This is a genomic window from Bradyrhizobium canariense (genome assembly GCF_019402665.1).
Lineage (GTDB): Bacteria > Pseudomonadota > Alphaproteobacteria > Rhizobiales > Xanthobacteraceae > Bradyrhizobium > Bradyrhizobium canariense.
Map to the genome: position 1 here is coordinate 80,479 of NZ_VSST01000039.1, position 15,879 is coordinate 96,357.

Sequence of the window (15,879 nt, forward strand, 5' to 3'; positions counted from 1 at the left end):
CATGGGTGTGAAGTAGCCCGGATGGAGCGAAGCGAAATCCGGGATTCGGGCCCCCACTGCCACCGTCCCGGATTGCGCTTCGCTCCATCCGGGCTACCGGACATTCGCGAACGTGATCTCGCGCACGCCCTCGGCCGTGGAAATGCGTCAGAAATCGACCGGAATCGAGCCAAATCGAACCCGCCCATCTTGGGGATCGACTAATCTCTGATCTATAGTTTGAACGAACCAGGTCCGCACCCCGAGGTTGCCGCCGTGAACGATATGCAATGGACGCCCATCGGCTCCGAACCCTTACCCCCGCCGCTGCCGCCCACGGGGGTCGATTTCACCGGCAACCGCACCGAGTTTCGCAAATTGGTTACCAAGGGTGCCCTGCTCGAGCTCGTCACCTTCGGCTTCTACCGGTTCTGGCTCGTCACCGACATCCGTCGTCATCTGTGGGCGAACACCGCGGTCGACGGCGACGCCGCCGAATATACCGGGCGGGCCAAGGAGCTCTTGGTCGGCTTCCTGTTCGCGCTCGCGATCCTGGTGCCGATCTACCTCGCTTACTTCCTTGTCGGCATCGAGTTCGAGCGCTGGCAGGGCTTTGCCTCGACGCCGCTGTTCATCAGCTTCTACGCTTTCGGCCAGTTCGCGATCTTTCGCGCGCGGCGCTATCGCCTGACGCGGACGGTCTGGCGCGGCGTGCGATTCTGGATGGATGGATCGGGCTGGGCCTATTCGTTCCGCGCCATGCTGTGGGGCTTGCTGGTGTTTCTGACGCTTGGGCTCGCATTGCCGTGGCGCGAGGCCTCGCTCGAACGCTACAAGATGCGGCACACCCATTACGGCGATTTGCGCGGCGATTTCCAAGCCGACGGCTGGACGTTCTTCAAGCGCGGCTGGTGGCTGTGGCTCTTGAGCCCGATCGCAATGGTGATCTTTCCGCTCGCGCCGTTCGTCTATGCCGAGTTCAAGGCGCGCGAGTGGCGCTGGTGGCTCGACGGTATCCGCATCGGCGATGTCAGCGTGTCCTCGCAACTTCCGCACAACGCATTTCACGGCCTGTACTGGAAGGTGATCGGCTGGTGGATGCTGCTCTCGGTCATCTTCGCCGCTTATGTCGGCGGAGCCACCATGCTCGTCGTCAAGCTGAGCGGTCTTTCGGTCGAGCAGGCGTTGGGGCCCGGCAATGCGGCCAAGAGCATCCCGACACTGGTGATGATGGTCGTCGGCTACCTCGCACTCGCTCTGGCCCTCAACATCGTCATGCGGGTCTATCTCCAGCGCGATCTCTGGGCCAAGGTGCTGGAAACGGTCGATGTGCACAACATCGCCGCCGCCGCGGACGTGCGCGGCAGCGCCGAGCTTGCCAGTGCGCTCGGCGAAGGCTTTGCCGATGGACTCGATGTCGCGGGATTCTGAGCTGTGAGTGACGTATTCGCCGAAGCCCCGGCGCAGTCCGCAAAGCCGACGATCTTCTTCGACGGCGTGTCGAGCCGCAGGCGGCAGGTGACGCTGACGCTCAGTGACGCGCTCGAGATCCTCGAAGAGGGTGCGACGCCCGTTCGCTGGGGCTATGCCGACATCCGTCGCGCCGACAGTCCGCCCGGCATTTTGCGGCTCGCCTGCGCTTCCGCGCCGCCGCTGGCGCGGCTGGAAATCCGCGACGCTCTGCTCGCCTCAGACGTGACCGCGCGCTGCATGCGGCTCGACGACCACCAGACTTCGCGCCGCGGCGTCGCAAAAATCGTCGGCTGGTCGATGGCTGCCGCCGTCTCCATCGTCTGCGTCGTGCTGTTCGGCGTGCCGCTCGCTGCCGACCGCCTCGCGCCGCTGGTGCCGAAACCGATCGAGCGGCGCATTGGCGATGCGTCGGAGGTTCAGGTGAAGACCATCTTCGGCCGCAATGCGTGCGAGGATGCGGCGGGGAAGGCGGCCTTCATCAAACTCGTCAATCGGCTGCGCGATGCCGCCGGCCTCGACGACGATTCCATGACCGCGGGCGTGCTGCCGACCCCGGTGCCGAACGCGTTCGCACTGCCGGGCGGCAAGGTCTTCGTGCTGAAGGGCCTGCTCGACAAGGCCGAAAGCCCGGACGAGCTCGCCGGCATCCTCGCCCACGAGCTCGGTCATCTCAAGCATTACGACAACATGCGCGGCCTGATCTACAACGGCGGCACCTCGTTCCTGATCGGCCTGTTGTTCGGCGACGTCACCGGCTCGAGCGCCGTGATCTTCGCCTCGCGCAGCGTGGTCGAGGCTTCCTATTCACGCGAAGCCGAGACCGCTGCGGATACGTTTGCCATCGAGATCATGCACAAGCTCGGCCGTTCGCCGAAGCCCGCAGCCGAATTGATGTTCCGCATCACCGGCAAGGAAGGCGGCGGCCTCACGTCGATCCTGGCGAGCCATCCGCTGACCGAGGACCGGCTCGCGCGCATGACGAAGGAGGATCGCCCCGCCAGCGGCCCGCCGCTGCTGACGGATGCAGAGTGGCGGTCACTGAAGGGGATCTGCGGCAGCGGCAAGATCTGAATCTCTTGCCGCCGACGCGTCGGCCCCGCGCCAAATCATGAATCGGCGAGGAACGATCGCTCGGGGAGTGGTTATCCCCCATAAACAGCGGGAAGTTCCTCATGGCTTACGGTCGTTTCGTCACGATGATCGCGGCTTCCACCGTGATCATGTTCGGTCTGATGTATCTCAACACCTTCGCTCTGGATCACGTCTGGTACAGCCAGACCCGGACGTGGATGGCGCTGCTGATGGGCGCCGTCATGGCCGCCGTGATGCTCGCTTTCATGTCGGGCATGTACAGGAACCGCACGGCGAACGTCGCCATTCTGGCCGCCAGCGCCGTCGTGTTTGCGGTTTCGCTCTGGCTCGTTCGAAGCCAGCAGACCGTGACCGACGTCGCGTATATGGAGGCGATGATCCCGCATCATTCCATCGCGGTTCTCACCAGCGAGCGCGCGCACATCAGGGATCCCCGCGTCCGCAAGCTGGCCGACGACATCATCGAAGCCCAAGTGCGGGAGATCGGCGAGATGGAACGGTTGATCGCCGACCTCAAGGAGAGGCCCGCGCCCGCGGATGCGAAGGATCTGCCGCCGCGGCCGCCGACCTGACGGAGCGGCCCTCGTATCACTTTGCCGGGGCGGCCGGATTGGTTGAGCCCGTGGTGACGCTCGGCGCGTTGTTCGGGCTGGTGGTCGTGGTCTGGGGACCGACATCGCGTCCATTGTAGAAGAAGACGGCCGCGACGACGGCGATCACGAAGATCGCGCCGATCGCCCAGCCCACCGGGCTGTTGAGGCGTGCTCTGTCTACTCTGCGGTCGTCATCCTGATAGGTCATCGTGCTCTCCATCGTAGAGCAGGAAAACCTTGCGCGAGCGAAGCTGTTCCTAATGTGACGCGGTTTGCAGGCCGACGCTTATCTCGTCCCGTAGGCGCGGTCGCCGGCGTCGCCGAGTCCCGGCAGGATAAAGCCGTTCTCATCGAGACCTTCGTCGACTGCGGCCGTCCAGATCGGGACGTCCGGATGCAGTCCGCGCAGCCGTTCGAGCCCTTCGGGGGCGGCGATCAGGCAGGCGAGGCGAATGTCCTTGGCGCCGCGCTCCTTCAGCCGGTCGATTGCGGCCACAGCCGTATTGGCGGTCGCAACCACCGGCGTTACCACGATCGCCAGGCGTTCGCCGAGATCGGACGGCGATTTGAAGAAGTACTCGACCGCCGCAAAACTGTGCGGCTCACGATAGAGGCCGATATGCGCAACGCGCGCGGTCGGCACCAAATCCATCATGCCGTCGACGAAGGTCGTGCCGGCCCGCAGCATCGGCACGAATACCAGCTTCTTGCCGGCAATCTTGGCCGAATGCATCGTCGCCAGCGGCGTGTCGATAACGGTATCGGCGAGCGGCAGGTCACGCGTCACCTCGTAGCACAGGAGCATGCCGATCTCCTTGATCAGCTCCCGAAACGATTTGGTCGAGATCGATTTGTCCCGCACCAGGGTCAGCTTGTGCTGCACCAACGGATGATCGACGATCGTGACGCCTTGCATGACGGGATGCCTTTCTTCCTTCTCCCCTTGTGGGAGAAGGTGGCGCGAAGCGCCGGATGAGGGGTACTTTCCGCGAACTCCTGTGAGAGATATGCCCGCGGAGACAACCCCTCACCCGGCTTCGCTTTCGCGAAGCCACCTTCTCCCACAAGGGGCTTGTTGCGTAATCCGTCAATTGTGATTCTCTAAGGCAAAGCGTTGGAGGAATGACGATGGCGGTGAAGCAGACGGGGCAGCCGAGTTTTGTTGAGGCTTGGCTCCCGAAGGGAGCAGGTGCCAATGCAGCGCTGGATCGGCTGTCGGGGTTAGTCAAGTGGTACCGGTTCGAGAAGCTGATCGGCCATTTGCGGGATGAAGGGAGCCCCGGTCGTCCAGGCTATCCGGTGCTGGTGTTGTTTCGCGCCCTGCTATTGCAGTCGCTCTACGGTCTGTCGGAACGCGAGCTCGAAGAGGCGCTGGGCGACCGGTTGTCGTTCAAGCGCTTCGTCGGTCTAAGCCTCGAAGATGCGACACCCGACCACACGGTTCTGAACCGTTTTCGGAACCAGCTGGTTGAAGAAGGTCTGTTGGAGAAGCTGTTTGGCGAACTGGATCGTCAGCTTGAGAATGCCGGCGTCATCCTCAAGCGCGGCACGATGCTGGACGCAACCTTGATCCAGGCGGTGTCGGCTCCTCCCAAGGAGGATCGTCCTTCAAACGATCCCGACGCCCGTTTTGCCAAGCGGCAGGGCAAGAGCGGTTCGACCTTCGGTTACAAGGCCCATGTGGGTGTTGATGAAGGATCCGGCTTGATCCGCGCGGTGCTGACGACGCCCGCCAATGTCAACGACACCACGCCGGCTGATGAGTTGATCCGTGGCGATGAAGCCGTGGTGTGGGCCGATGCGGCTTACGATACCCATGCCAGACGAGCCCGGCTGAAGGCGGAAGGCAAAAAGCCCCGCATCGCCCGGCGTCCCAACCGCCATCACCCAGAGTTGCCACCGAGGCTCAAACGCTACAACCTACTCATCTCTCGACGACGGGCGACGGTGGAGACCACCTTCGCTACCCTCAAACGCCGGATGCGGCTGACCTACATCCGTTACGTCGGTCTCATGAAGGCAAGCGGACAAATCCTGCTCGCCTCCATCGCATTCAACATGAGGAAATGGGCCGCGATCGCGGCCTGAGCCGCCCGCCGAGGGCGACAATCACAGTCTTGGCCGGAGCCTGTCGCGACCCAGACCTTCTCTCTCGACGTCTTCAGCCTCAAAAGCCAATAGCGCAACAGGCCCACAAGGGGAGAGGGTTTAGAAAACCGTGCCGTCGCTGATCACCTTGAGCGGCGGCGAACCATCGGGGCGGCGCGCGAAGGCGATGGCGCGGCCCGCGGCCCAGGTGCCGCCTTCCAGAATGCTGGCGAGCGGCAATGTCTCAGGGGTGCGGCCGAGTTTTGCGCGGACCAGATCGGCAAGCCGGTCGAGCAGCGCCACGGTCAGCGCGCGCCACTCGACGACGAGCAGCGAATCCACCGCATGCGCATGTTCGGCATCGGCGGCGTCGCGCAGGCGCAGCACCTCGTGATCGACGAACAGCCCGCCATTGCGATACTCGGCAAGCCCGGTCAGGCCGTCGATGTCGGTGACGTCAATTCCGGCGCGCTGGAGCGGCTCGATCAGCGAATAGCTCAGCCATTGCGACAGCTTGTGCAAGGGCACGAGACCCGAGGTGGCATCACTGGCCTTGATCGCCGGATGGCGCCAACAATCGCCGAGCGGAATTCCGGCAAGCTCCAGCCGCGACGGCCAGATCGGTCCGAGCTGGTTCAGCACCGCCGAGAGAATCGCGGGTGCGGGAACCGCGCCGCCCTTCGCCTGTGCCGCGATGTGATCGAACAGCCCGCCCGGCCGCGGCGTGTCGTGCGAGCCGAATACCTCCGCGCGCTCCGCCACCAGCTTGCCCAGACGCCGCAGCAGGTCGGTCCGCCCCTCGAGCCCGAGCAGCGGATTGGCATCGCTCACCTGAAAGGCGGATGTAAGCGCGGCAAGCGGCAGTTGCGCGAGCACGTCGGCATCGGTCCTGAACGGCGCGCGGGAATCGTGGGAAAAAAGACCGCTCGCGAACATGTCGAGACTTGCAATCGCAAGTCCCTCCGACCGGCCGATCTCTTGTCCCGTCACAGCGTCGCGGTATCGCCACGCCGCACCCGCGCCGGCATCGAGCAGCACGCTGACGATGGCAAGGTCGAACTCCGCGCGCGCCCGCGCCGCGCGATCGGGCCACGACGCCGCGTCTGCAAGCCGCGCCCAACGGTCGACGCCGCCAAACACAAAATGGCGCCACCGCGCATGGAACGGAATCTCCAGCGTCGGATAGGCCTTTCGCGTCACCGCGAGCACGGCATCAGCAACGCCGTCCATGCGATCGAGATCAACAGTGAAATGGGTGAGTCCGCCGGCAAGGCCGATGTCAAGTATCTCCCCGGCACGCGCGCGAACCGCTGCTGCGCTGAGCAGCGAACGGGCCTGCAATTCCAAAGCGTCTGCCATCAATCGATCAGTATTTTTCCAGCGAACGCCCGACAACGCCGTCGACGTCCTTCTCCGGCGCGATGTCGGTGGAGTAATAGCCGGCGGCCTTCTTCGCGGCGATCTCGACATAGGCGTCGGCGGGAATGAGCTCGGGCGGGATCGGCACGCGCTCGACGATGTCGATGCCCTGCGATGTCAGCGCGTCGTGCTTCATGTCGCTCATCGAGAGGAAGCGGTCGATGCGCTTCAGGCCAAGCCAGTGGATGGTATCGGGCATCAATTGCTGGAAGCGGGCATCCTGGACGCCGGCGACGCATTCGGTGCGCTCGAAATAGGCGGCGGCCGCATCGCCGTCCTCCTGGCGCTTGCGCGCATTGTAGACCAGGAATTTCGTGACCTCGCCGAGCGCGCGGCCTTCCTTGCGGTTGTAGATCACGAGCCCGAGCCCGCCCTCCTGTGCGCCGCGCGCGGATTCCTCGATGCCGTGGATGAGATAGGGACGGCAGGTGCAGATGTCGGAGCCGAACACGTCGGAGCCGTTGCACTCGTCATGGACGCGGCAGGTGATCTTGGTGCGATGGTCCGGCAGTTTTGTCACATCGCCGAACATGTACACTGTGGTGCCCCCGATCGGCGGCAAGAACACCTTCATGTCCGGCCGGGTCACCAGCTCGGGGAACATGCCGGCGGTCTGCTCGAACAGCGTGCGCCGCAGCTCGGTCTCGTTGGTCGCAAAGCGTTCCGCAAGGCCCGGCAGATACCAGACCGGATCGATCGCGATCTTCACCACCGACACACTGCCATTGGCATGCACGACGTCGCCGTCGGCGCGCAGGCGCTTGGCGGCGAGCGCCTCGCGGATCTCCGGCAGGTCCAGCCGCGCGCGCGTCACCGCGATGCTCGGCCTGATGTCGATGCCCTCAGCAATGTCCTTGCCGAAATTCTCGGCGACGAGATGCCCCCAGGGATCGAGCGCGACGATTTTTGCGGGATCGCGCCATTGCTCGAACGGCCCGATGGTCGCGGCCGGAAAGGTGTTGGTGAGATCGGGCCTGCGAATCGGATCGAGCGCGCCCGCGGACACCGCGAGCGCGCGGTACATCGCATAGGAGCCGCCATGGCTGCCGATCACGTTGCGATCCCCCGCGCGCGACACCGTGCCGATGATCGGCCCGCGGGCGCGTGCGTCGGCGGCGCCCCAGTGGATCGGGAAGGCGGCTGTCCTGCCCGGCTCCGGATGGGAGGTGAGGCGGATGTGGTCGGTACGGTTCGCGCGGCTCATGACCAAACTCCCAAAAAGCCAACGGCCCGCCGCTCGGACGGGCCTGGCTCTGCGGCGTTGCCGATGCGGTCACCGGCGACGCAATCCAACATATTGTAGCGGCCAGCCACGACAGACAAGTTAATCGTGCTGCGCAGGGCAGGCGGCTTGCGGCCAAATCCCCATCATCACCGAGCCAGCAGGGGCTGCGTGAGAGCCACGCTACCGCACGGGCCGACCCCGGTGAGATCGCTGTAAGTCGATGAAGTAATTATATTTTTCGTGCTTTCAAGGGGGCGTGCACGGATGGTACGGCGGGCGTCGAGTTTCCGGACAAAACGTGTCATCAAACCAAACGTACAGATCGCCTTTGCCGTATCGCCTTCCTTGGAGACCGCCATGCCCGCCGCCGCCTACATCGACCCTCGCAACGGAAAGCTCTATCCGCTGGACCAGCCGCGCTGGTGTTCGGACGAGCGCACGCCGCTGCTGGTGACGCCGGGGACGGGGATCTCGCGCGAGGACATTGACAGCCGGGCGCGCTCACTCTGGCGCTACCGGGCGGCGCTCCCGGTCGAGATCAAAACTCCGATCACGCTCGGCGAAGGCTGCACACCACTGGTGCAGCAGGCCTGGGGCGAACTGCGCCCGTTCTTCAAGCTCGAATGGTTCAACCCGACCGGCAGCTTCAAGGACCGCGGCTCCGCCGTGATGCTGTCCTTTCTTCGGCAGATTGGCGTCGACGCCATTCTGGAGGACTCGTCCGGCAATGGCGGCTCGTCGATGGCGGGGTTAGGTGCCGCCGGCGGCATGCGCGTGAAGATTCTCGCGCCTGCATCGACGTCACCGGCCAAGATCGCGCAGGTCCGTGCTTATGGCGCGGCGGTGCAGCTCGTCGAGGGCCCGCGCGAGGAATCGGAGGCCGAGGCCATCCAGCAGTCGAGCCAAACCTTCTATGCCAGCCACAATTGGCAGCCGTTCTTTCTCGAAGGCACCAAGTCGCTCGCCTACGAGATCTGGGAAGATCTCGGCTTTCGCGCCCCCGACAACGTCATCGTTCCCGTCGGCGCCGGCAGCAGCCTTTTGGGTTGCGCCTTTGGTTTCCGCGAGTTGCTCAAGGCGGGCCAGATCGCCAGGCTGCCGCGCCTGTTCGCGGCGCAGCCGCTCAATTGCTCGCCGATCGATGCAAGCTTCAAGGCCGGCGTCGACACCCCTGTCGCGCGTGAGGTCAGCAAGACCATCGCCGAAGGTACCGCGATCAAGCATCCCCTGCGCCTGCGCGAGATCATCGCCGCGTTGCGCGAGAGCGGCGGCGGCACCGTAGCGCTCACCGAGGACGAGATCGTCGCCGCGCTGCGGCGTCTTGCGCGGCAGGGCCTGTTCGCCGAGCCGACCAGCGCAAGTGCCGCCGCCGCGCTGGACAAACTATCCGTCGCCGGTGCCATCAAGGCGAACGAGACAACGGTCGCAGTCCTCACTGGCACCGGCCTCAAGGCCGCGACCATCGTTGCCGATCTCGTGCAGTAGGGACGATACGCTTCATCCGTCATTGCGAGCGCAGCGAAGCAATCCAGAATCTTTCCGCGGACAGTCTGGATTGCTTCGCTGCGCTCGCAATGACGGGTAGAGATGAGACTGATTACTCCTTCAGATCGTTCACACGCCTCACCCACACGCGCACATCGGCGAGCACGTCGGGCAGCGCCGCCTTGACCTCCTGTACGGTCATGCCGGCCTTGATGCGGGGATCGTAGAGCAGGTTCAGGATGTACTGGTCGTAGACGTCGAAATAGCCCATCGAGACGTTGTCGTTGAACATGGTCCAGGGCACGCTCGCGGTGTCGTTGATCGGGCCGAGCGATTGCAGCAGCTCCTCATAGGCGCAGTCGAGGAAGGTGAAATCGCCGTTGTCGACCGTGAGAATGACGTCGGAATGCTCGATCTCGAAATTGTCGTTCTTGCGGAAGCCGGACAGGCATTGCGGATCGAGCGAGGTGCGGATCTCGCGGGCCTTCTCCGCACCGTAGAAGCTCGAGATGGTGCGGAACAGATCGCGGTCGCGCACGAGCTTCACCCGCACATTCGCCGCCTCGCTGCTGTCGATCATGGCGATGTCGAGATGCTGCACGTGCTTGCCGATGTCGGCCACGACTTTTGCGAGCTGCGCCTTGCGGTCGGCGCGGTCGCTCTCGGCGAACACGCGCACCGGCCCGTCAAACTTGCGGATGCGGTCGACACGACCGGCAAGGTGATATTCGGCGCCGAACGCCGTCTTCAGAAAGCCATCGACGATCTCGCCGTCGGTAAAGCTCTTCTTCTCGGCGCGCTGACGCGAGACGATCGCGGGCAATTCCCCCGCGACGGCGATGGTAGCGGTGTCAGGGGCAAACGCGACGGTGGCGAGCGCCAGCAGGGCGATGCGAAAGCCGGACGAAGGCGGGGCTAATGCGCTCATTGCCAAGCGACGCTGCCGTATTCGCGTCGCGCGCACAAGACCGCATATCCACGCGCCCGTCGGTTCCTGCTAGTTGTTCAGCACGACCACGGTGGTGCCGACTCCGACGCGGCCGTAGAGGTCGGTTACGTCGTCGTTGGTCATGCGGAAGCAGCCCGAGGACACCGCCTGGCCGATCGTCTCCGGCTCGTTGGAGCCGTGGATGCGGTAGAGCGTCGAGCCCAGATACATTGCGCGCGCGCCGAGCGGATTCTCGACACCGCCCTTCATGTGGCGCGGCAGGTCCGGCCGGCGGGCCAGCATCTGCGACGGCGGCGTCCAGTCCGGCCATTCCTTCTTGGCGGTGATCCTGTGCACGCCGCCCCAGCGGAAGCCGTCGCGGCCGACACCGATGCCGTAGCGCAGGGCCTGGCCGTTCTGGAGCACCAGATAGAGCCGGCGCTCCGAGGTGTTCACCACGATCGTGCCGGGGGCGTAATTGCCGTTGTACATGACGGTGGTGCGGGGGACCGGGCTCGAGCCGCCGCGGAAGAAATTCGGGCCGCCGCCCATGATGTCGCGCGAGTCGAACTCCTCGGCGAAGGCGCCGCCGGCGGTAGCCGTCAGCAGTGCGATGGCGGCAATCGGCGCGGCAAAATACCGGATCATTGTTCCCCCAGCAAAAAATCGATTCAACTGAAGTTACAGGCCATATTTGCGGGCTTTCCGCAAGCCACGGCCCCGTGAGGGAGGCATCCTTAATGAAGGAAGTTACCAAATCGGCAACCGCGCCAGTTGGAAGAAAACGTTAGTCAAACCGGCGCATCGCTGCGCGGGGCAGGGCGGCGATGCCGGCTATTGCTTTGACGAGACGAGCGAACAATGATTGATCGGACGGATTGTTGGAACATTGCCGGTTGCGGGAGCTGACGGATGAACGGTGCGGAAAGTCTGGTGCGGACGATGGTCAAGGGCGGGGTCGACGTCTGCTTCTCCAACCCCGGCACCTCCGAGATGCATTTTGTCGCAGCGCTCGACCGCGTGCCCGGCATGCGTTGCGTGCTCGGCCTGTTCGAAGGCGTGGTGACCGGCGCCGCCGACGGCTATTTCCGCATGAAGGGCACGCCGGCCTCGACGCTGCTGCATCTCGGTCCCGGCCTCGCCAACGGCCTTGCCAATCTGCACAACGCCAAGAAGGCGAATTCCGGCATCGTCAACATCGTCGGCCAGCATGCCGTCTACCACATCGGCTACAACGCGCCGCTGACCTCCGACATCGAGGGCCTGGCCCGGCCGATGTCGTCCTGGGTCCGCACCTCGCCGGACTCCAAATCGGTCGCCGCCGACGGCGCCGCGGCGATCGCCGCCGCCAAGAGCGCGCCGCCGCAGATCGCGACCCTGATCTTGCCCGCCGACACCGCCTGGAACGAAGCGGACGGCATCGCCGAGGTTCCGGCCGAGCAGCAGCGCGCGAGCTATTCGCCGCAGGCGGTCGAGCAGGCCGCAAAAATCCTGCACGGCGACGGCGAGGGCACGCTGCTGCTGATGACCGGCAGTGCGCTGAGCGAGCAGGGCCTGGCGCTGGCCGAGCGCATCGCCGCCAGGACCGGCTGCACCGTGATGGGCCCGACCTTCCGTCCGAGAATGGCGCGCGGCCGCGGCCGCTTCTCGATCGATCGCATCCACTACGTGATCGACAACGCGCTGCAGATGCTGGCGAGGTTCCGTCACATCGTGCTGGTCGAGTCCGACGATCCCGTGGCGTTCTTCGCCTATCCGAACAAGCCGAGCATCCTCAAGCCCGAGGGCTGCGACGTGCATCGCATGACCTCCTGGGGTGAGAATTCGGTCGCAGCGCTGGAAGCGCTCGCCGGCGCGGTGAAGGCCAGCGCGAAGGACGTCAAGCCGCAGGCTTCGGCCGAACTGCTCAAGCCGACCGGCGCACTGACCCACGCCTCGATCGCCCAGTCGATCGCCTATGCGATTCCCGAGAACGCAATCCTGGTCGACGAATCCCTCACCACCGGCCGCGCCTTCTTCCCGCCGACGGCGGCGGCTGCTCCGCACGACTGGCTCCAGAACATGGGCGGCTCGATCGGCTTCTCGACGCCGCTCTCGATCGGTGCCGCGATCGCCTGCCCGGACCGCAAGGTGATCTGCATGGTCGGCGACGGCAGCGCGATGTACACGATCCAGTCGCTGTGGACGCAGGCGCGCGAAAATCTCAACATCGTCACCATCGTGTTCGCCAATCGCATCTACCAGATCCTGCGCGGCGAGTTCGACAATGTCGGCGCCGGCGAGCCCGGCCAGCGCGCCAACGACATGCTGCGGCTCGACCGGCCGACGCTGGATTTCGTGGCGCTGGCCAAGGGCATGGGCGTCCCCGGCCGCGCCGTCACCAACGCGGACGAATTCAACAAGGCGCTGGCCGAAGCCGTCGCCGAGCCCGGGCCGCGGCTGATCGAAGTCCAGATGTAGGTCTGGTCGATCGCGCCGCGAATTCCGGCCTCATCCTGAGGAGCCCGCGTGCGCGGGCGTCTCGAAGGATGGTGACAGGCGGGATACGGGCCTTCATGGTTCGAGACGCGCGTTCCGCGCTCCTCACCATGAGGGTCCGGTGACGGCGCATCGGAATGCGCGTGATGAGCCGGGGGGCAAGATGCAGACCGAGCTGAACAAGGTGATCGCGGCGCTCCGGGATTTCTACGCCCACGAAGCCTTCCTGTTCGCGAAGGACATCGGCGAGCGTGCCATCACGCACCGCTTCGCCGTGTATCTGGAGAAGCAATTCTCCGGCTGGTCGGTCGATTGCAACTACGACCGGCTCGGCGAACGCACGCTGCATCTGCCGCACGGCACCATCATCTCGACCGACGATCACCTGGGCAAGTCGATCTATCCTGACGTCGTCGTGCATCAGCGCGAGATCCCGAACAATTTGCTCACGGTGGAGATCCGCAAGGCGAGCAATCACACCGCGCTCGACCACGACCAGCACAAGCTGATGGCGCTGACCGATGCGCATGTCTGGTTCGCCTTTTGGATCGGCATGCTGCTGGTGCTGGACAAGGACAATGTGACGATCTCGGAAGTCTATGTCGGCGGCGTCCTCGATCAGCCGCTGTCGCGCTGGTTCGCGACGCGGCTGGAGGAGATCGGCCTGCGGGCTGCGCGGTAACCAGCGCGCCGAGATTGTCGCCTTCAATTCAGCTATTGCTTTGAGTCATAACCCAAGCGCGATCTCGGCCCATTTCAGCATGCGGTCGCTATTAAGGAATGACAGCACCGCCGGCTCCAGTGACGCGGTCGCGCCCGGTGCGAGCAAAGCCGTCGCGGCGACCATGTCGCAGCGTTGATTGAAGGCGAGTGAGAGCGCGGCCTTGGGGTTCCCCTCGACGCGATATGCCCTGCTGCGGCCGCGCATCGGACCGACGACGATCTCTCGGCCGGCAGCCGTCGGCGTTGCCTTCCCAATCAGCGCCAGGTCGCCCATCTGTTCGAGGTCGCCGTCGTCGGCAACGCCGGTGGCGCAATTGCAAAAGCCGAGCTTGGGGCGAACGTAGAGCAGGACCTCGCCGCCGCAATCTTCGGCCTTGCAGCGAAACGCCTTTCCTTTCCCCCAGGGATCCGCGCCGAAAGGCCAGTCGATTTCCGTCCACACCGGGCGGACCTCGCCGGAGGCCGCTGTTGCGCGTGCCGGTTCGCCGGATCGCGATATCCAGAGCGCTGCGGCTGCGCAGAGCAGCGCAGTGGCTGCGCTGATTGCAACGAATTTGCTTGTCAGGCACATGGAAGCTGCCGCGGCACCTTTGCTAATTCTGAGCCATCAACTTTCGTGCGGCCGCGAGGTCCTCCCGCGATGAGTCGCCATTTCTCGCCGTTTCGACGACTTTGGCGTAGTACTGGCGGGCCTTCACAGCATCCCCCGCTTTCTCGGCCGCGTGAGCGGCGCCGATGGTCGCGCCAAATCGGTTCGGCTCCTTGCGCATGGTGCTTTCGAACGCGACCAATGCCTCCGTCGCCATGCCGCGTTCGAGCAGCATGGTCCCGTAAAGCTCGCGTGCGGGAGCAAGCGGACCCGGCGTCACGATGGATTTTTCGGTCTTGTCTTCGGCATCGGCGGCAAGGCGCATCGCTTCCAGCGCATCCGCCTGTTTTCCCTGAGCGTTGAGCTGCCAGGCTGTGGCGACCTGCCGCTGAATGTCCACGATTTCGGTCCAATAGGCGTCCTTGTCCTGCTGCAGCTTGTCCCGCAACTCCGCCAGCTTGGCGATGTCCGCCGCTGCAGCGTCTGCATTGCCGGAGCGCGCGGCGCCAAGGGCGCGAGCGAAATAGGTGATCGCATCGACATAGGCAAACCGGCTCGGCTCGACTTTCAGCGCGGCAGCGCCCTGCCAATCACCGCGTTCGACCATATAGCGCGCCTGGCTGGCCGCTATCGCGTAGGGTCCGGCGCGGACAGCCGGCGCATAGCCCGTGGTCGCAATCATATCCGCGATGACCTCGCTGGCTCGGCTGTCCTGCGCAAGCTGGAGCAGGGCGTAGACCATATAGTCGTCGGCATGCAGCTGCTCGCTCGGGTCCTTGCCCTCCTTGGCAGCCTTGGCGGAACGGCTATTGGCGTCGATGGATTCGTTCCAGTAGCCGACGCGCGTGAAAATGTGCGACGGCATATGCAAGGCGTGCGGTGCCGCCGGCGCGATCTCGGAATAACGCTTGGCAGCGTCGAGTCCTTGCTCTGCGATCGCCGGATAGTCATAGAGATGGATCAGGTAATGCGCGACGCCGGGATGCCGCGGCTGGCGCTTGAAGATCGGCTCCAGGATAGCAGCGCCCTTGAGCTGGTTGGCATAGGTCTTGTCGTTTGGTGACGCCGTGACATTCAGCGTGATGGCGTAGGCGATCTGCGCCTCGTCATCATCGGGATAGCGCGCGGCGACGGCTTCGGTTGCCTTGAGATAGGCCTGCGCCCGCTGGCCAAACGTCGTCTTTTCGTCGCCCGAATAGAAGGCCAGCAGCGCGTCGATATAGTCGCGTTCGCGTTCGCTCTTGGCGCCGAGTGCCTTGGCCTTCTGCAGCGCGACAAGGCCTGCGGTAAGGTTTTCCTTTGGCGCGGGAAAATGCGGATTGTACAGCAGGCTCAGGGCAATGCCCCAATAGGCGATCGCGCATTCCGGATCGGCCTGCAGCGTCTCCTCGAAAATCTCTTTTGCGGGCCGGTACCAGAACGAGTGCTGATAACGCATCCCGCGATCGAAGCGGCGCTGCGCCACCTCGTTGCAGGAGGTCTGGAAGTGCACCTTGCCAAATTGCTCATCGGTCCCGTCCTCCGCGCGTGCGGCAGGCGTGCCGAAAATCGAACCCAGAGCAGCGAGGGCGAGAAGTGAGACGGTTCTCAAGGCAAGCGCGCGCATCGGCCCCTCCGTTTCTGTTCAGAATAAATTTGGTCAGATGGCGCCGATAAAACCGAGAGCGCCGAAGTTCGTACTGCTGAGACGGGCAATGGCAATTGTCTTGCTGAAGGATTTCTCCATTCGCGATGCGAGTCAATAAGAAGCGGACGGATTTGCGTTAGGGAAGCACGCCTGCCAGGATCCATCCGCCCGCCCGTCGAG

Annotated in this window: 15 protein-coding genes; 7 read left to right on the top strand and 8 right to left on the bottom strand. The window is 64.4% G+C overall.

Going from position 1 to position 15,879, the window contains the following annotated elements; translation table 11 throughout:
• The first annotated feature begins 264 nt into the window (after window positions 1-264).
• From FXB41_RS20950 to FXB41_RS20960, 3 genes are all read left to right on the top strand, one after another.
• Complete coding sequence (locus FXB41_RS20950; protein ID WP_246649013.1) at window positions 265-1,410, top strand: DUF898 family protein; 1,146 nt, start codon at window positions 265-267, stop codon at window positions 1,408-1,410.
• 3 nt (window positions 1,411-1,413) lie between these two features.
• Entirely contained in the window at window positions 1,414-2,523 is a 1,110-nt protein-coding gene (locus FXB41_RS20955; RefSeq protein WP_219683052.1) for a M48 family metallopeptidase, read from the top strand.
• Between the two features lie 101 nt (window positions 2,524-2,624).
• Complete coding sequence (locus FXB41_RS20960) at window positions 2,625-3,116, top strand: DUF305 domain-containing protein (protein WP_219683053.1); 492 nt, start codon at window positions 2,625-2,627, stop codon at window positions 3,114-3,116.
• Window positions 3,117-3,132: 16 nt separating this feature from the next.
• On the opposite strand, the gene FXB41_RS20965 is transcribed toward FXB41_RS20960, so the two are convergent.
• A complete protein-coding gene (locus FXB41_RS20965) occupies window positions 3,133-3,345 on the bottom strand; it encodes a hypothetical protein (protein ID WP_007596483.1) in 213 nt (70 codons plus the stop codon).
• A 78-nt stretch (window positions 3,346-3,423) separates the two neighbouring features.
• On the bottom strand, window positions 3,424-4,053 hold the full coding sequence (upp, locus tag FXB41_RS20970; protein ID WP_219683054.1) for a uracil phosphoribosyltransferase: 630 nt from the start codon (window positions 4,051-4,053) through the stop codon (window positions 3,424-3,426).
• A 212-nt stretch (window positions 4,054-4,265) separates the two neighbouring features.
• On the opposite strand from upp, the gene FXB41_RS20975 reads away from it, so the two are divergent.
• Window positions 4,266-5,225 carry an IS5 family transposase gene (locus FXB41_RS20975; protein ID WP_446479882.1) on the top strand — a complete coding sequence of 320 codons (960 nt, stop codon included), beginning with the start codon at window positions 4,266-4,268 and terminating at the stop codon, window positions 5,223-5,225.
• Window positions 5,226-5,345: 120 nt separating this feature from the next.
• Here the strand turns inward: FXB41_RS20975 and FXB41_RS20980 are convergent, their stop codons facing one another.
• Window positions 5,346-6,584: a URC4/urg3 family protein gene (locus tag FXB41_RS20980; RefSeq protein ID WP_219683056.1), complete on the bottom strand. Its 1,239-nt coding sequence runs from the start codon at window positions 6,582-6,584 to the stop codon at window positions 5,346-5,348.
• Between the two features lie 7 nt (window positions 6,585-6,591).
• Complete coding sequence (locus FXB41_RS20985) at window positions 6,592-7,848, bottom strand: GTP cyclohydrolase II (RefSeq protein WP_219683057.1); 1,257 nt, start codon at window positions 7,846-7,848, stop codon at window positions 6,592-6,594.
• 378 nt (window positions 7,849-8,226) lie between these two features.
• Here FXB41_RS20985 and FXB41_RS20990 point away from each other — a divergent pair, with 378 nt between their 5' ends.
• Window positions 8,227-9,354 carry a threonine synthase gene (locus FXB41_RS20990; protein WP_219683058.1) on the top strand — a complete coding sequence of 376 codons (1,128 nt, stop codon included), beginning with the start codon at window positions 8,227-8,229 and terminating at the stop codon, window positions 9,352-9,354.
• Window positions 9,355-9,466: 112 nt separating this feature from the next.
• Here the strand turns inward: FXB41_RS20990 and FXB41_RS20995 are convergent, their stop codons facing one another.
• Both FXB41_RS20995 and FXB41_RS21000 read right to left on the bottom strand, forming a co-directional pair.
• Complete coding sequence (locus FXB41_RS20995; RefSeq protein WP_007596475.1) at window positions 9,467-10,282, bottom strand: DUF2927 domain-containing protein; 816 nt, start codon at window positions 10,280-10,282, stop codon at window positions 9,467-9,469.
• A 69-nt stretch (window positions 10,283-10,351) separates the two neighbouring features.
• Complete coding sequence (locus FXB41_RS21000) at window positions 10,352-10,930, bottom strand: L,D-transpeptidase (protein WP_219683059.1); 579 nt, start codon at window positions 10,928-10,930, stop codon at window positions 10,352-10,354.
• Between the two features lie 264 nt (window positions 10,931-11,194).
• Between FXB41_RS21000 and FXB41_RS21005 the strand changes: the two genes are divergently transcribed.
• Both FXB41_RS21005 and FXB41_RS21010 read left to right on the top strand, forming a co-directional pair.
• Window positions 11,195-12,742 (top strand): acetolactate synthase large subunit, encoded by a 1,548-nt coding sequence (locus FXB41_RS21005; protein WP_007596473.1) that lies wholly within the window; start codon window positions 11,195-11,197, stop codon window positions 12,740-12,742.
• 181 nt (window positions 12,743-12,923) lie between these two features.
• Window positions 12,924-13,442, top strand: coding sequence for a hypothetical protein (locus FXB41_RS21010; RefSeq protein WP_219683088.1), 519 nt, complete (start codon window positions 12,924-12,926; stop codon window positions 13,440-13,442).
• A 45-nt stretch (window positions 13,443-13,487) separates the two neighbouring features.
• Here FXB41_RS21010 and FXB41_RS21015 read toward each other — a convergent pair whose 3' ends face one another.
• Entirely contained in the window at window positions 13,488-14,054 is a 567-nt protein-coding gene (locus FXB41_RS21015) for a hypothetical protein (protein ID WP_219683060.1), read from the bottom strand.
• A gap of 22 nt (window positions 14,055-14,076) precedes the next feature.
• Window positions 14,077-15,678 (bottom strand): tetratricopeptide repeat protein, encoded by a 1,602-nt coding sequence (locus FXB41_RS21020; protein WP_219683061.1) that lies wholly within the window; start codon window positions 15,676-15,678, stop codon window positions 14,077-14,079.
• Window positions 15,679-15,879: the final 201 nt, after the last annotated feature.

Bases quoted from the DNA above. Each gene is read 5' to 3' on its own strand.
- FXB41_RS20950 (WP_246649013.1), top strand. From the start codon at position 265: ATGCAATGGACGCCCATCGGCTCCGAACCCTTACCCCCGCCGCTGCCG.
- FXB41_RS20960 (WP_219683053.1), top strand. From the start codon at position 2,625: ATGGCTTACGGTCGTTTCGTCACGATGATCGCGGCTTCCACCGTGATC.
- FXB41_RS20965 (WP_007596483.1), bottom strand. From the start codon at position 3,345: ATGACCTATCAGGATGACGACCGCAGAGTAGACAGAGCACGCCTCAAC.
- upp (WP_219683054.1), bottom strand. From the start codon at position 4,053: ATGCAAGGCGTCACGATCGTCGATCATCCGTTGGTGCAGCACAAGCTG.
- FXB41_RS20975 (WP_446479882.1), top strand. From the start codon at position 4,266: ATGGCGGTGAAGCAGACGGGGCAGCCGAGTTTTGTTGAGGCTTGGCTC.
- FXB41_RS20980 (WP_219683056.1), bottom strand. From the start codon at position 6,584: ATGGCAGACGCTTTGGAATTGCAGGCCCGTTCGCTGCTCAGCGCAGCA.
- FXB41_RS20985 (WP_219683057.1), bottom strand. From the start codon at position 7,848: ATGAGCCGCGCGAACCGTACCGACCACATCCGCCTCACCTCCCATCCG.
- FXB41_RS20990 (WP_219683058.1), top strand. From the start codon at position 8,227: ATGCCCGCCGCCGCCTACATCGACCCTCGCAACGGAAAGCTCTATCCG.
- FXB41_RS20995 (WP_007596475.1), bottom strand. From the start codon at position 10,282: ATGAGCGCATTAGCCCCGCCTTCGTCCGGCTTTCGCATCGCCCTGCTG.
- FXB41_RS21000 (WP_219683059.1), bottom strand. From the start codon at position 10,930: ATGATCCGGTATTTTGCCGCGCCGATTGCCGCCATCGCACTGCTGACG.
- FXB41_RS21005 (WP_007596473.1), top strand. From the start codon at position 11,195: ATGAACGGTGCGGAAAGTCTGGTGCGGACGATGGTCAAGGGCGGGGTC.
- FXB41_RS21010 (WP_219683088.1), top strand. From the start codon at position 12,924: ATGCAGACCGAGCTGAACAAGGTGATCGCGGCGCTCCGGGATTTCTAC.
- FXB41_RS21015 (WP_219683060.1), bottom strand. From the start codon at position 14,054: ATGTGCCTGACAAGCAAATTCGTTGCAATCAGCGCAGCCACTGCGCTG.
- FXB41_RS21020 (WP_219683061.1), bottom strand. From the start codon at position 15,678: ATGCGCGCGCTTGCCTTGAGAACCGTCTCACTTCTCGCCCTCGCTGCT.